The 16,227-nt window shown below is 41.9% G+C and carries 11 protein-coding genes; 6 read left to right on the top strand and 5 right to left on the bottom strand.

Annotated features, from left to right (window positions below; all coding sequences use genetic code 11):
* Window positions 1–131: 131 nt before the first annotated feature.
* Both BQ5338_RS13350 and BQ5338_RS13345 read left to right on the top strand, forming a co-directional pair.
* Entirely contained in the window at window positions 132–2,240 is a 2,109-nt protein-coding gene (locus tag BQ5338_RS13350; protein ID WP_071147314.1) for a hypothetical protein, read from the top strand.
* 28 nt (window positions 2,241–2,268) lie between these two features.
* Window positions 2,269–5,526, top strand: coding sequence for a DUF4450 domain-containing protein (locus BQ5338_RS13345; RefSeq protein WP_071147313.1), 3,258 nt, complete (start codon window positions 2,269–2,271; stop codon window positions 5,524–5,526).
* Window positions 5,527–5,808: 282 nt separating this feature from the next.
* On the opposite strand, the gene BQ5338_RS13340 is transcribed toward BQ5338_RS13345, so the two are convergent.
* The 4 genes from BQ5338_RS13340 to BQ5338_RS13325 are packed head-to-tail and all read right to left on the bottom strand — an operon-like array spanning window position 5,809 to window position 10,039.
* Complete coding sequence (locus tag BQ5338_RS13340; RefSeq protein ID WP_071147312.1) at window positions 5,809–6,825, bottom strand: zinc-binding alcohol dehydrogenase family protein; 1,017 nt, start codon at window positions 6,823–6,825, stop codon at window positions 5,809–5,811.
* 40 nt (window positions 6,826–6,865) lie between these two features.
* A complete protein-coding gene (gene fucP, locus BQ5338_RS13335; RefSeq protein WP_071147311.1) occupies window positions 6,866–8,125 on the bottom strand; it encodes an L-fucose:H+ symporter permease in 1,260 nt (419 codons plus the stop codon).
* A gap of 33 nt (window positions 8,126–8,158) precedes the next feature.
* The gene (locus BQ5338_RS13330) at window positions 8,159–9,085 is read right to left on the bottom strand and encodes an amidohydrolase family protein (RefSeq protein ID WP_071147310.1); all 927 of its coding nucleotides are present in this window, start codon (window positions 9,083–9,085) and stop codon (window positions 8,159–8,161) included.
* Between the two features lie 21 nt (window positions 9,086–9,106).
* A complete protein-coding gene (locus BQ5338_RS13325; protein WP_071147309.1) occupies window positions 9,107–10,039 on the bottom strand; it encodes an aldo/keto reductase in 933 nt (310 codons plus the stop codon).
* 164 nt (window positions 10,040–10,203) lie between these two features.
* Here BQ5338_RS13325 and BQ5338_RS13320 point away from each other — a divergent pair, with 164 nt between their 5' ends.
* Entirely contained in the window at window positions 10,204–11,223 is a 1,020-nt protein-coding gene (locus tag BQ5338_RS13320; RefSeq protein ID WP_071147308.1) for a LacI family DNA-binding transcriptional regulator, read from the top strand.
* A gap of 61 nt (window positions 11,224–11,284) precedes the next feature.
* Here BQ5338_RS13320 and BQ5338_RS13315 read toward each other — a convergent pair whose 3' ends face one another.
* Entirely contained in the window at window positions 11,285–11,557 is a 273-nt protein-coding gene (locus tag BQ5338_RS13315) for a zinc ribbon domain-containing protein (protein WP_071147307.1), read from the bottom strand.
* Between the two features lie 230 nt (window positions 11,558–11,787).
* On the opposite strand from BQ5338_RS13315, the gene BQ5338_RS13310 reads away from it, so the two are divergent.
* The 3 genes from BQ5338_RS13310 to BQ5338_RS13300 all read left to right on the top strand — a co-directional run bounded on the left by BQ5338_RS13310 (window position 11,788) and on the right by BQ5338_RS13300 (window position 16,112).
* Window positions 11,788–13,143: a metallophosphoesterase family protein gene (locus BQ5338_RS13310; RefSeq protein WP_078063497.1), complete on the top strand. Its 1,356-nt coding sequence runs from the start codon at window positions 11,788–11,790 to the stop codon at window positions 13,141–13,143.
* A gap of 46 nt (window positions 13,144–13,189) precedes the next feature.
* On the top strand, window positions 13,190–14,815 hold the full coding sequence (locus tag BQ5338_RS13305; protein WP_078063496.1) for a TonB-dependent receptor: 1,626 nt from the start codon (window positions 13,190–13,192) through the stop codon (window positions 14,813–14,815).
* Window positions 14,816–14,909: 94 nt separating this feature from the next.
* Window positions 14,910–16,112 carry an IS4 family transposase gene (locus tag BQ5338_RS13300; protein WP_071147304.1) on the top strand — a complete coding sequence of 401 codons (1,203 nt, stop codon included), beginning with the start codon at window positions 14,910–14,912 and terminating at the stop codon, window positions 16,110–16,112.
* Window positions 16,113–16,227: the final 115 nt, after the last annotated feature.

The raw sequence follows: 16,227 nt of genomic DNA, 5'->3' as shown, positions 1-16,227 counted from the left end.
ATAGAAATTAGATCTCAATTCGTTGCTTTCTGACAAATAGCACAGTATTTATATCATTACTTAGTATAGAACATAATCGGTTATTTTATATTTTTGTAGTATCTATTAATCTATTTATCATCAACAATACCATGAAGAAACTACTTTACTCGCTTACTGCTTTGGCATTTATAGCATGCAGTTCCGGAAAGCAATCTCCAATTGACCGTGAGGCTCTTGTTAATCGTAACAATCCACAAGTAACCTCTTTCGACTCTCTTTCTTCCCTCTCTGTAGGAAACGGAGAATTTGCTTACACTGTTGATGCAACAGGGTTGCAAACTTTTCCTGAAATGTATTCGCAGGGGGTACCTTTGGGCACACAAAGCCAGTGGGGATGGCACTCTTTCGCAAACCCGACTGCTTTGCGTCATGAAGAGACCCTTAAAAATTATGATTTTGGGCGAGGTCGTATGGAACCTTATTCTGTTGAATTTAAGGAGGATGGGCGTAATAAAGATGCATCTAAGTGGTTTCGGGCTAATCCGCATCGTTTGCACTTAGGTATTGTGGGTCTGGAATTGGGGAAGAACATTACCCCTGCTCAGTTTACAGATATCCGCCAGACACTTGATATGTGGAAAGGAGTTATTCATAGTAATTATAAGATTTCAGGCATTCCTTATGAGGTTGAAACCGCTGTTCATCCTAAGTCTGATATGATTGCTGCTCGCATTCATTCAACTGGGCATCTAGGTATCAATTTCCGCTTTCCTTATCCTACAGGTGGTCATTCTGACGATGCTTGTTTGTGGAACGCAAATGATAAACATTCTACTACTATTATTTCACAAGATGCGCACTCTGCTGTACTGAAACGCCAACTTGATTCTACCGTCTATTTTGTCGCTATTCGCTGGGAAGGTGATGCTTTGTTGACGGAAAAGGAGAAAAACTATTTTGTACTGACTCCTAAAAACGATACGCTTGCATTTACATGTGCATTTACTTCTGAAACACCTTCGGCTGAAAACGCAACTGCTGAGCAAACATTGACTGCTTCGGCAGAATATTGGGAGGCTTTCTGGAAGAATGGTGGGGCGGTTGATTTTTCTCTATGCAAGGATACGCGAGCCAAAGAATTGGAGCGTCGCGTAGTGCTTAGCCAATATTTACTCGCTATTCAGTGCGCAGGCTCTACCCCTCCACAAGAGACGGGGCTGACTTATAATTCATGGTTTGGTAAGTTTCATCTTGAAATGATTTGGTGGCATCAGGCACAGTTTGCTTTATGGAATCGTACAGATTTGCTCGATCGTACGTTGTCATGGTATGAAAAAGTTGAACCAGTGGCTCGTGAGATTGCCAGAAGACAAGGATTTCAGGGTGTGCGTTGGATGAAAATGACTGACCCTAGTGGAGAAGAAGCTCCTTCTAAAGTAGGTAGTTTTCTTATCTGGCAACAACCACATTTAATCTATTTGGCTGAGTTGATTTATCGTTCTAATCCTAGTCCGGAAGTGATTAAGAAATACAATCACCTTGTGCAGGAGACTGCAAAGTTTATGTATTCCTTCGCCACGTATGACCAACTTAAATCGCGTTATATTTTGAAGGGTGCAATCCCTGCACAAGAAACCTTACGTGCATCTGAAACAGTAAATCCACCTTTTGAACTCTCTTATTGGCATTATGCTATGGAAGTAGCTCAAAAATGGCGGGAGCGTGCTGGTGAAAAGCGCAATTTGCAGTGGGATGAGATGATTGACAAACTGTCTCCATTAGCATATAATGAAGACAAACTTTATCTGGCAGCTGAAACGGCAACTGATACGTATAAGGATATTCGTTTTACTTCCGACCATATGGCTGTTCTCGGTTCAGTGGGTATCCTTCCGATGTGTAAGCTTATTCGTGAAGATTATATGAAGAATACATTGCATTGGATATGGGATAACTGGAACTGGGGTAAAACTTGGGGATGGGATTATCCGATGACAGCAATGAACGCTGCTCGTTTGGGAGAGCCCGAAAAAGCGGTAGGTGCGTTGTTGATGGAAAAACGTACGAATACTTATTTAGTGAATGGGCATAACTATCAAGATGAACGTTTGCGTGTTTATCTTCCTGGTAACGGTGGCTTGCTCACTGCGGTGGCAATGATGTGTGCCGGTTGGGATGGTTGTAGTGTGAAAAACCCCGGTTTTCCTAAAGATGGTAATTGGAATGTGCGTTGGGAGGGATTAAACCCAATGCCATAAAGGCGTTTAAACTTTTAAGATTGTTTTGATGACTAAATATCCACTGCTTTTATTACTTTGTCTTTTTTTCCACCCAGTGCAGAAACTTTCTGCACAAGTTGCAACTAAGCGAATTGGCGATTTTATAGAATCGACCTCTTATAATGAACATAAACGAGGGGCACTTCGTTCGTTACAATATCATCCGGATGGAGAAGATTTTGTTTCTGTTAATGGAGTGAACCGTTATACGAGGGCACTTTATGCCAGGACTTCTCCCTTTCGTCTTGAAACGAGTGATCGGCCTGTCTTTGCTGCTTATGATAAGCGTAATAGCAAAAATATCCGCTTTCGTGTGGTCATAGGAAAAGCATCTGTTGCTCTTGATTCTGTCTCTTTTTGCGAGGCTCGTTACACACCGGGTCGTCGGAATTACCGATTGACAGATCCTTCTTGGGGAAAAGGAGAGCTTCTGATTTCTGTTTTGCCTTTTCCTGATGAAGACGGTGCTGTCTGGAAGATAGCTGCCTCTGATATGCCGGTTGGTGCTAAGCTAATTTGTTTGCTTTCTGAGATAAAGGCGAAACGCCTGAATCGTAATGGTGATATGGGTGCTGATCCGGCTGATAGTTTTGAAGCGCCGGAGCATCCTTTGTCTTTGCAAGAATGTCAGCTTTCACTGACTTCTGTTTCCTATCTGGCTTTAGAGAATCTCGCTTTGCGGATTCCGCAAGTGTCGGAAGGAAAAACTCTGTATGAAAAAGCAGAGCAGGCTCGTGTTGCATTGGCTTCTCGAATTAAGATCAATACTCCAGACGCTTATTTCAATACGTTGGGGGGAGCACTTTCTGTTGCAGCCGATGCTATTTGGGATGGTGAAGTCTGGTTGCATGGGGCAGTGGGTTGGCGTATGCCGCTTAGTGGTTGGCGTGCTGCGTATGCAGGTGATGCTCTCGGCTGGCATGATCGTGCCCAGAAGCATTTTGATGCTTATGCTGCCAGTCAGGTGACCACTGTACCACAAACGATTCCACATCCGGCACAAGATCCGGAAATGAACCTTGCGCGTTCTATTAAACAGTGGGGAACCCCTCAATATAGCAATGGATACATCTGTCGTAATCCGCACAATCCTAATCAGATGCATCATTACGATATGAATCTTTGCTACATCGACGAACTACTTTGGCACTTCAATTGGACGGGTGATTTGGACTATGCTCGCCAAATGTGGCCTGTCATTGTTCGTCATCTCAATTGGGAAAAACGAAATTATGATCCGGATAATGATGGCTTGTATGATGCTTATGCTTGTATTTGGGCAAGCGATGCGCTTTACTACAATTCGGGTGCCGTAACTCATTCATCTGCTTATAACTATCGTGCTAACAAAATGGCAGCAGAGATTGCTGCTAAGATAGGTGAAGATCCGGCTCCTTATCGCGCTGAGGCCGAAAAGATTCTGAAAGCACTTAATGCTCGACTGTGGATGCCTTCAAAGGGTCATTGGGCAGAATATCAAGATTTCATGGGACATGGTCGCTTGCATGAAAGTGCTGCTGTGTGGACTATCTATCATGCGATTGATAGCGAAACGGCTGATCCTTTTCAAGCTTACCAGGCTACTCGCTATGTGGATACCGAAATACCACATATACCTGTTGTTGCCAAAGGTTTGAAAGATGAAGGCTATGCTACTGTTTCTACTAGCAACTGGCTACCTTATTCGTGGAGTATCAACAATGTTGCTTTTGCCGAAGTAATGCATACCTCGTTGGCTTACTGGCAGGCGGGACGAGATGATGAGGCTTTTAAGTTGCTCAAAAGCTCTGTACTCGATGGGATGTATCTTGGAGGAAGTCCCGGCAATTTTGGTCAGGTGAGTTTTTATGACGCTGCCCGTGGAGAGTGCTACAGAGATTTTGGTGATCCTATTGGTGTTGCTTCTCGTGCTCTTATACAAGGACTTTATGGTATCCTTCCCGATGCGCTTAATGGCAAGCTGCTCATTCGTCCGGGTTTTCCGGCCAAGTGGCCTTATGCTTCGCTTGTTACGCCCGATGTATCGTTTGATTATCGTCGTGAAGGAAAGGCTGATGTTTATAAGATAGCGCAACACTTTAGTAAGTCATTGTCTCTTGAATTGCAGTGTCGTGCTCGGATGGATAAAGTTGTTCGCCTTACAATAAATGGGCAACCTGCAACATGGAAACAAGTTGAAGCATCTGTTGGTCAGCCTGTTCTGTCAATAACAGTTCCTGCAACTCTTACTTGTGAGATCAGAATAGAGTGGGGAGGTCGCTCTATTGAGACGACGATGGCAGATGCCGCTCGTAGTTTCAAGCTTGGTGATTCTTTCCAACTGCTGCTACCCAAATATAAAGTGAATGAGCTATATGATCCACAAGGCGTGTTAGAGGATGCGAGAATCAAAGGGACAGAAATTAAAGGACGTGTAAGTGGACAAGTCGGAAGTCGCACCTTGTTTGCGCATGTTCGTCAAGGTGACTTGTCGTGGTGGCAACCTATTAATGTAATTGTGAAAGCTGATGTGGCTTCTATAAGTCCTGCCTTTGAACATGTTGTAGCGACTTCTTGTCGTCCGGTAAATATGGACACCGCATTTAATGCCTCCGTTACGGATATTTTCCGCAATGAATACCTAACTCCTCGTTCTCCCTATACTACTCTTCAATTGCCTAAGCAAGGAATAGGCGAATGGTGCCATCCTAAAACTACAGCAGAGATTGACGATTCGGGGATTCGTGCACAAGTACGTAACGGTTTGCTTTCTACTAAATTAGGCGTACCTTTCCGTACTCCGGCGCAAGGGAAGAACATCGCTTTTACTTCATTGTGGGACAATTACCCCGATAGCTTACGCGTTCGTTTGAATGGTAAAGCTTCTCATGCCTATCTGCTCATGGCTGGTAGCACCAATCACATGCAGTGCCACATAGTCAATGGCATCATTCGAGTGCACTATACTGACGGTACGAGTGATACACTTACTTTGGTAAATCCAGAGAACTGGGGTCCGATAGAACAAGATTTTTTTGTAGACGGCGTTGCTTTCAAACTTAAAGCTCCCAGACCTTATCGTCTGCATTTAAAGTCAGGTTTGGTAAGTAATAATTTGGAGAAGGATCTTGGAATTGAAGGTGTTTACGGCCGTCCTATTGATGGAGGAGCTGCAATCTTACTTGATATGCCTTTGGATCCTAATAAGGAGTTAAGCTATTTAAGTTTGGAAACTCTTTCAAATGATGTAGTGATTGGACTAATGAGTATAACCCTTCAGCCATAGATTGCTTGGAGGGCTTTCCGTGTATATCCTAATCCATCTCTTTAGCTGAGGTAAGGCAAAAGAACACTAATGCTAAGTGATCTGCACGTTAAAAAGAAGTGGTCACACAACTGCGTGACCATTGTCCCTCAGTTGTGTGACCATTGTCCCGCAAGCGTGTGACTATCGTCACATAGCTGCGTGACCACTTAATCTTCCTATAGAATGCACTTAGATCTTCTGTTATCTGTGTATAGACAATGAATAAGAGATGAGTGCTACTTGAAAGAAGTCCCTATTTGTTTATAACTCCACTAAGATACGGAATACTTTGCTTGGTTCTGCTGCCCATTCCTTCATCGCATCAGTAGCCTTTTCTGGCTTAACAGTCATCGAAATCAGCTCATCTTTAGGACAAGTACCTTGGTTAAGGTAATGAATTACTGCACGAAAATCTTCCGGCAATGCATTACGAGAACCACGTATATCCAGCTCTTTCTGTACAAAATACTTTGTTTGAAAAGCGACTTCACTCTTAGCATAACCAATGCAGATAACTCTCCCGGTGAAAGCAACCTCATCAACTGCCATAACGTAAGTCATAGGACTACCCACAGCTTCAATAATAACGTCAGGACCAAAACCTTCTGTAATCTTTTGCAATGATTCGTGTACGTTCTCCGTCTTAGAGTTAATCGTGTACTGGGCACCAACTCGTTTTGCCAATGCTAATTTCTCGTCATCCAAATCGACTGCAATAACCTTAGCACCACGAAGGGCCGCACGAACAATCGCTCCCATGCCAATCATGCCACAGCCAATTACCATAACTGTATCAATATCAGTAACTTGAGCACGAGATACGGCATGGAAGCCCACGCTCATAGGCTCAATTAAAGCACAGTCGCGAGGCGAAATACCTGTTGCCGGAATGATTTTAGCCCAGGGCAAAGAGAGGTATTCACTCATGGAACCGTTGCGTTGCACGCCCAGCGTTTCGTTGTGTTCGCAAGCATTCACTCGTCCGTTACGACAAGAAGCGCATTTACCACAGTTAGTGTAAGGATTCACAGTAACACTCATTCCCACTTCCAATCCTGCCGGAACAGCACTACCGATTGCTTCAATTACCGCACCTACTTCATGCCCTGGCACGACGGGTAATTTCACCATAGGGTTGCGGCCTAAATAAGTATTCAAGTCAGAACCACAAAACCCAACATATTTAATTTTCAAGAGGACTTCATCTGCTTTCATTGCAGGCTTCTCTACATCAACTACCTTCATTTCCAAAGGAGCTGTAATTTGAATTGCTTTCATCTTTATTTTTATTAAAATCGAACTTATTAGACTTTCTCTATTAATCTACTATCTTATATCCTTTCCAGCCATAGTAAGCACAGAACAAGAAGCAGATCATTGGTATAATATATGCTATGTAATAGATGTTTTGATTGAGCTGCATGATGTAGGCCGTGAGCTGAGGCAGGCAAGCATTGCCCACAATAGCCATTACCAAGAAAGCGGAACCGCTCTTTGTATTACTTCCTAATCCTTTCAAAGCCAAAGAAAATTGTGTGGGATACATGATGGACATAAAGAACGATACTGCGAGCATAGCATATAGTCCAACTGTTCCTCCACAGCAAACAATAACTCCACATAAGGCTACGTTGACAAGAGCGTAAACCAATAGCATATCTTGCGGACGGAATTTAATCATTAATAAGGTGCCGATCCATCGTCCTGATAGAAACGCCAACATGTAGAGTCCGAAGAAAGTTGTTGCTGTATTTTCTTCAAAGCCGGCATAAGTACAGCAATACACCAAAAATAAACTGTTTATAGCCGTTTGTCCTCCGTTATAAAAGAATTGTGCAATGACGCCCCAACGTAAGTGAGAACGTTTCAGTACAGAAAAATTTATCAGTTTTCCCTCTTTTTCATTAGTACCTTCTACTGTATCTCCTTCTTTGATTTTAGGTAATTTAGAAAAGACAAAAACGATTGCAATAACGACTAGTAATAATCCCAAAATTAGATAAGGGAGCTTCATGGAATCAGTTTCCATTTGAATATAGCCTTCCCATCCACCCGAAAAATCAGCGGGCAGAGTGTCGCGTGTATAATGATTGCCACTTAGTACGAGCTTGCTTAGAAACATTGCCGAGATGAATGCACCCAATCCATTGAATGATTGGGCTAGGTTTAGTCTTCGAGGAGCCGTTTCCTGATCGCCTAAAGCGGTAACATAAGGATTGGCTGCTGTCTCAAGAAAACACATTCCCGTAGCGATGACGAAGAAGATGCAAAGGTATGCCCAATATTCCTTCAATATAGCTGCCGGAAAGAATAGAAAGCCCCCACATGCGGCCAGTAACAATCCGAAAATTATCCCCGATTTATAGCTATAACGCTTCATAAACATTGCAATAGGGATGGGAAATATAAAATAAGCCAACCAATAGGCTGTTTCGGTAAAAGATGCTTCAAACGCATTTAGTTCACACGTCTTCATTAACTGTCGAATCATAGTAGGCAGTAGATTACTACTGATGGCCCACAGGAAGAACAGAGAGAAAACCAGAGCAAGAGGTAATAAATAATTGTTTTTTTTCATGGTATACAATTGTACTATATTGGTGATTAGGTGTTATTCTGACATGTTTTTTATGTAAGGCAATTGGGGGAGATTTTTAAAACCATAAAAGGTTTCAGCATTCTGTCCCAAGAAACGAGCTTTTTCATCAGCAGATAGTTCTTGAGACTTTAAGACGAAGTCATAAGACATCTTGTAAGTAATGGCTGTTATTGTCCTCGGATAGTCGGAGCCCCACATTAGTTTCTCCATACCTACCAATCCTGCGGCTTCACGGATAGCTTTTATAGCTCCCTTAAAAGGATAAAACTCATCATTGAACAGCCAAGTGATTCCTCCTGACTCAATCATCACATTCTCATAGCGAGCCAGTTTGATTTGTTCCTGCCAGTTTGGAGTCGTTACCATTCCGAAGTGTCCGATAGCGATCTTTAAATGAGGATATTGCTGAATAACCTCTTTCAGTTCATCTACCTGCGTTTCGCCGTCGGCTAAGTCAATAGAAAGAATCATTTTGTTTGCTTCCATATATTCAAATGTCTGCATCATCTCTTCACAGTTGAGCATCACCCTTCCCTCATTTAGTAACAAACGTTGTGCAGGTATTTTGATAGCATTGAAACCCAAACGATGCAATTCTTTAGTTTGGTCATAATAGCCAGGTTGGCGAAATTCGCACATGCCACATACGAAGAAGCGGTTAGGATACCTGCTTATTACATCGAGAAGATATTCATTTTGAATTCCGTCAATATATTCTTGCGTGATGACTGCTGCCGATACCTGTGCATAGTCCATGTTCGAGAGGAAGACTTCAGCAGAATTTTGTCCGTCAATCATAAAGGGAGGAAGCATTTGCCTCACCTCACCCATAAACTCCGAACGCCCGTTGCCGATGTCGCGAATCGGTAAACCATTCACGACTGTGTCTTGTTTAAGCCACAAGTGAGAATGTGCATCAATGATTTTAAAGTCGTTCATAGTAATTCCTCTTTTACGTAGTTAAGAGTTAAACCAACTAACGCGCTTTTGATCCCCGATAATGTCTTGCACCTCTTGTACCAGATTCCAATCAATTGCTTCTTCGGCATATTGAATGTTCATCTCCACATTTTCAGGGTTGGCTGAACTGAAGAGCGTAGTTGCAATGCGTGGATTACTTACCGAGTATTGAATGGCCAGCTTCTCTATTGCGCAGCCTTTAGATGAACAATGTTGAACGGCTTTCTTACACGCTTCAACCAAAGAGATGGGAGCCGGATGCCAAGATGGGACGCCTCTTTGTGAGAGTAAGCCCATGGAGAGAGGAGAAGCATTGATTACTCCAATGTTGCGTGATTCGAAGAAATCGAGAAAGTCAACCAGCTTATCATCGTTCAGGCAGTAATGGCAAAAATTAAGGATACTTTCCACACTTCCCGGGGCGGAATGTTCGATCACCCATTGCAGATTCTCCAGTTGAAGATCGGTTATTCCTACATGTTTTACGATTCCTTTTGTGCGCAGTTCTACTAATGCGGGTAAAGTTTCAGTAACGATCTGATTCAAATCAGCAAATTCTATATCGTGAACATTAATCAAATCAATGTAATCAATGTTTAGGCGTTCCATACTTTCGTACACACTCTCTGTGGCACGTTTGGCAGAATAATCCCATGTATTTACGCCATCTTTTCCGTAGCGTCCTACTTTAGTCGATAAATAATAGGCATCGCGGGGAAGATCTTTCAGTGCTTTACCTAAAACCGTTTCAGCTTTGTAGTGTCCATAGTAGGGTGAAACGTCGATGAAATTCATACCTTTCTCTACTGCAGTAAATACCGCTCTTATTCCCTCTGCCTCACGAATATCGTGAAATACTCCTCCGAGTGAAGATGCACCGAAGCTGAGGTTTGAAACTTTCATTCCTGTCTTTCCAATTTCATTGTAAATCATAGCATATTTTAATTAAAGTGATAATTAATAGCCAAAAATAGAACATACGTTGAATATACCTAAGAATGGTTGCCTAAAAAAGCACGCAAAGGTTTGCGTCAATCCGGCATTATCTGTTGCTAATGTAACCTGAAACAGTTATATTTGCGGAAATAGCTATTGCCATGAAGACAAATACGCATATCTCGCTAAAGAATTTGGCAGAAGAACTTGGGGTCTCTATTTCCACCGTATCCCGGGCTCTCAAGGATAGTCCCGAAATAGGACCTGAAATGCGAGAACGTGTCAAGGCACTTGCTCGTAAATATAACTATAGACCGAATCCTTTTGCTATGAGCCTGCTTAAAAACAGTCCTCGCATTATTGGTATTCTGGTACCTGACTTGGTAACCCACTTTTATTCCTCCATAATCAGCGGCATTAGCGATGTAGCTAAACAAAATGGCTATTCTGTTATTATCACTTCATCTTATGAGCAATATGAACTCGAAAAACAATGTCTGGATGATTTGATAAATATTCGTGTGGAAGGTATCCTAGCGTGTTTATCTCAAGAAACAACAGACTATAGTCATTTCGGAGCTTTAGAATCACAGAACATTCCGTTGGTGTTTTTCGATCGTATTTGTCCCGGAGGTCGATTCTCTTCTGTTGTTGCCGATAATGTAGAATCGGCCCGTCTTGCTACAGAACATTTGTTGCAAACAGGATCAAAACGTATCGGATTTATTGGAGGCGCCAATCATTTGAAGATAGTAGAGGAGCGAAAGCATGGCTATTTGGAAGCATTGAGGCAAAACAAAATACCGATAGAAAAGGAACTCGTTATTTGCGAGAAAATGACTTATGATGAAGGACGCGAAGCTACTCGCCGATTACTCTCTCTCTCAAATCCACCTGATGCCATTTTAGCCATGAATGATGCGTTGGCTTTTGCTGCGATGAAAGAGATTAAGAGCCATCATCTATGTATCCCGAAAGACATTGCTCTGATTGGTTATACGGATGAGATGCATTCAAATTACGTAGAACCTGCTCTTACGGCCGTTACCCATCAAACTTACAAGATGGGCGAGGCATCTTGTAAACAGTTACTTGCACAGATAAAGGCGAGGACAACTCCTGTGCAGATAGTTATCCCAACACATCTAGTAATCAGAGACTCATCGTGTAAAAAGCTCTAAGCAAGGCTGTCTAGTCAAATTGGTTTCTAATTATACAGCGCGACTAATTATATATAGCTGTTTACACCTGCCAACGTTTTAGTGTAGGAAAGAACTCCTTCATGGCAATGATCGCTTCTTCTTTACTGTATTTCACTTCAGAATCTTTGTTGAAATCATCTAAAAACTCAATGCAATGAGCTATCATCTCGTCCATTGTACAATCTTTCGTGAATTTACCTTCAGCAAAGCAATAGCAGCAATAATCTTCATTTTTACTACCGTCAGCATTTGTGCCGAATACTTCGTTTGATTCTAATGGCATGCCACAGCTTTGACACAATTTTGTTTCCATAATTTATTCGTATTTAGATAGAACATATTTGCAAAGATATACTTTTCCGGCTTTTACGTTTACATTCATCTCTTTTTTCTAGTAAACGTTTTGTATTACTTCTTCTTGACTTAGTTGATAATGCGTATTATCTTTTAATGATTTAGTAGGTGTTGCATAATGTTAACAGTGCTGTAATCGAATTGTATTTCTTCTTCCTCTATTTTGCTTTCTCTAAAAAAAAGTGAAATATGATAATAAGATTACCAATATTTGCTGTTGCCGGATTAACGATTTTGTGTTTTGCTTCTAGTACTCTAGCGATGGGACAAGTCAAAAACAGCATAAGCGGAAAAGAAGGCGAATGTAGAATTGCTATTATTTCAGATGTGCATGTGATGGATCCGGCCTTACTCATGGAAGAGGGAAAAGCGTTTGACGATTACTTAATGCATGATAGAAAGATGCTGCGAGAATCTACTGTTATACTTAAAGAATTTACTGATAAGCTTATTGCAGAACATCCGCAGGTAGTGTTGCTTACCGGAGATCTTACCAAAGACGGAGAATATGTCTCCCATCGCTACTTGGTAGACAGTTGCCTCGTGCGTTTAAAGAACGAAGGTATACAAGCACTTGTCATCCCGGGAAATCACGATGTGAATAATCCACATGCGGTGTCGTTTATGGGCAAGAAGACTGAAAGAGTGCGTACCGTTTCTGCTGCTGATTTTGCAGACATTTATGCTGACTACGGATATGGAGATGCTTTAGCACGAGATAAACATTCACTTACTTATGTCTATCAGCCAACCAATAGCTTGCGCATATTAGCCATTGATGCTTGTAAGTATGAAGAGAATAATTTTGAGAAGAATATCTGTCGGCATGATGGACGAATAAAACCTGAAACGATGAAGTTTATTAAAGCACAGATAGCGGATGCTCACCAAAAAGGAATACGAATCATTGCGATGATGCACCATGGACTGGTATCTCACTGGAAGTATCAGGATCGCATTATGAAAGGTTATCTGGTGGATGATTGGAAAAAGCAAGTGTCCGAATTGGCTTCGGCAGGTTTGGAGGTTGTCTTTACCGGACACTCGCATGCGCAAGATATTGCTTGCTTCAAGAAAGGAAAGCACACTATCTATGATATAGAAACAGGTTCATCAGTTACCTATCCTTCACCTTATCGGCTTGTATCCGTAAAGGATAACTCGATGGAGATCAAAAGCCGTTTTCTCGAATCTATTCCCTTGGATTTGAATGGCCTTTCATTTACTGAATATGCGAAGGAAACAATTGCTCAGGGTGCTGAGACGATGGTTGTTTCGGTGTTTCCTCCTAATGTGCCGGATTCGCTAAAGATTGCTGCGGCTCGCTGTGTGGGCGAATCTTTAATAGCCAATTGCCGTGGTGATGAAAAGTTATCAGATGAGAGCCGACAAGAAATTCATAGGTTGGCCAATCTCATTAAAAAATATTCAACTCATTGTGCAAGGCTGTTTCGCATAGCCGCTTCAGTACTCAAGGAAGATACCTTTCCCACTGATAATGATTTTACGGTGCAGTTTTCTTCTCCAACTGCACCCTTACCTTGATCTTTCGATAATACTAGATAAAAGAACTACGTAGAAAAAACAAATTATGAGTCACAAATTATTATTTTTTCAACATTTTGATGCTTTAGCAAATGTGAAGCAGGTCTCTAGGAGATTTACGAATTCAATGTTTCAATGGATTTTCGGAGAATTATTGGGACGTGGAAGTAAAGTCCTGTCAATTATTTTATTGGCAGGATTATTGATGTGTTGTTCCCAGGAGATAGCACATGCCGCCACCGTAGGCTCTATGAATAGAGCTAATGAAAGTACTCCTTCGGTAGCTATAAAAGGAAAGGTCGTAAACGAAAAAGGAGAATCACTTCCAGGTGTAAGTATTGCGGTGAAAGGAATTGGAACTGGTACAACGACAGGTGCAGACGGTACATTTTCAATGGATATTCCTTCTGCACATACTGTGCTAATATTCTCTTATTTGGGTTATCAACGGCAAGAACTGCAAGGAAAAAATGGCATGACGATTGTACTGAAAGAAGACGTGCAGATGCTTGGCGAGGTGGTAGTAAGTACCCAGAAGCGTAGTCAAAGTAGCATTGAAGTGCCGATAACCGTAAGTACTCTTTCCGGTGGAAACCTAAAGAAACTCAATGTGCAGCAATTTGACGAAATGGCGCAATACATCCCGGGTTTGCAGATTCAATTGCAAAGTCCTAACAATCCGGGTTATGTCATTCGTGGTGTAACCTCTGACGATGGCGATTCACGTTCACAACCTCGTATCTCTGTGTTTCAAGATGGAGTCTCTATCTCCCGATCTCGTGCTTCGGTGGTGGAATTGTTTGATCTTGAACGTGTAGAGGTTGTTAAAGGTCCCCAAGGAACACTTTTCGGACGTGGTGCGGAAATAGGTGCGGTGCATGTACTCCGTAATAAAGCCACCAATGAACTGAGTGGGGAACTCTCTTTGGGCTATGGTAGCTATAACCAGAAATTGGCAACCGGTTTTATTAATACGCCCATCGTTGATCAAAAAGTAGCCAATCGTTTTGCTTTCTCTTATAACGAACGTGACGGTTTTATTAAAAACTTGTCGGGTGGCAGACTGAATGGAAAGAATACGATTGCTTTGCGTAACTCCACCCGTTATTGGTTGGGTGAGAATACAACGGCCGATTTGGTGTTTGACTATCAGTACGATAACTATCCCGGTACATCGTTTAAGAGTAAAACCTATGCTCCTGCAGGAGGAGATACTGACCCTAACAGTGCGGCAGATTTGGAACGAGGCGAAGGACTTTACATCAAACGCCACGTGGGTGGTGGATCTTTCTTGCTTGATCATGCAATAAATAACAATTGGAAACTTTCTTCTATTACCGGATTTCGAGCATTTGATTCGGATGAATCGTTCGATGCTGATGGAACACCCGCACCCATTCTTTGGGTATCCGAGAAAGCCAAAGGAACGCAGTTCAGCCAGGAGTTTCGATTAAACTATGACAATAAAGGACGTTTTTCCGGTTTCGGAGGAGTTAGCTATTTCTATGAGAACTCTTCACAAGAAGTACCTATGCGTATCAACGAGCAAAGTCTTTATCCGGCTTACATATCCCCGTTGCTTAAAGCCCAATTTGCTAAACAGTTTAAGGGACTTGGTCTGCCTGATGCACAAAGTGCTCCTATTTTAAACTCTTTTATTGCTGTCCGGTAAAAATTAGTGGACCAAAAAATTAGGGCTGTTTTCCTCTCTTGGAATCCAGCCCTTTTTCTTTCCTTTGCAGTTACCACACCTAAAAGGAAAATCTATGGGCAAAAATACATATTTTACCGGACAGCCGCTTTATGCGCAGCTATTAAAATTGATCGATAGCCAAGAAATTGCAAGAATAAGCCGAAAAGGTTTGCATGAGCGCTATGTGAAGAAGCTAGACGGCTACTCTCACTTTGTAATAATGCTCTACGCCGTGCTGATGCGCTATGATTCTCTACGTGAAATCGTAATAGGAATGCTCTCTGAGGCAAATAAGATCAATCACCTAGGCATAGATTACATGGTAAAACGCAGCACTTTGGCAGAAGCCAACAATAGGCGCAGTAATGAGTTCTTTGAGCAGATATATTTCTCCCTATACCGGAAATACAAAAATGATTTAGCGGACAGCCGAACGGACAAGGCTTGGGAGCGCTTGCTGCACATCATGGATTCTACTACAATAACACTGTTTTCAAACGTTTTGAAAGGTGTAGGCCGCAATCCCAAGCATGGAAAGAAGAAAGGAGGCATAAAGGTTCACACTGTGCTCAAAGCCGAGGAAGGAGTACCTTATAACATTCATTTCACATCGGCAGCAACTCACGATCATGTTATGCTTACTAAACTAAAACTGACAAGTGGGGCATTCATAGCCATGGATAGGGCATACATAGACTATAAGGTCTTTCAAGAATTAACAGACAACGGAGTCTTTTATGTAACCAAAATGAAGAAAAGCCTACGCTACACCCCTCTTAACGGCCATTTTCTTGTGAATAAAGATGGGCTGGTTGTACTAAGCGATCATATGATAGAGCTTAAAAAGGACGATATAACACATGTTTCACGTCGGATAGAGTATTGGGAGGAAAAGAAGAAGTACTCAAGCGTTCTTCTGACCAATAACTTTGAGTTGGAACCGGAAGAAATTATTGCCATTTATTTACGGCGCTGGCAGATAGAGAGCCTGTTCAAGCAGTTGAAGCAGAATTTTCCACTCAGATACTTCTTTGGAGAGAGCGTAAACGCAATCAAAACACAGATATGGGTAACACTTATTGCAAACTTACTATTATCTGTCATAAGAAAACGAATTAAACGGAAATGGAGCTTCTCAAATCTTGTAACAATCATAAGGCAGACACTCATGTACTACATTGACCTCTATATGTTCTGCGAAAATCCGGAAAAAGCATGGTTGAGAATCATTAACCAGTCCAGTTTATCACCTCCAGAACCAACACTCTTTGATTAAGAGGGCTTGCTTTTTGAAGGAAAAAGCCGAACTGCCTTTTTATAGGCAATTCGGACAGATATTTTATGCTTTTCAATTTTTACCGGACAGCAATAAAACTCTTTATTTCCTGATC

Origin of the sequence: Bacteroides ihuae (assembly GCF_900104585.1) — a bacterium.
In the GTDB taxonomy this organism is placed as follows: domain Bacteria; phylum Bacteroidota; class Bacteroidia; order Bacteroidales; family Bacteroidaceae; genus Bacteroides; species Bacteroides ihuae.
This window is presented reverse-complemented; position numbering and strand designations above follow the sequence as displayed.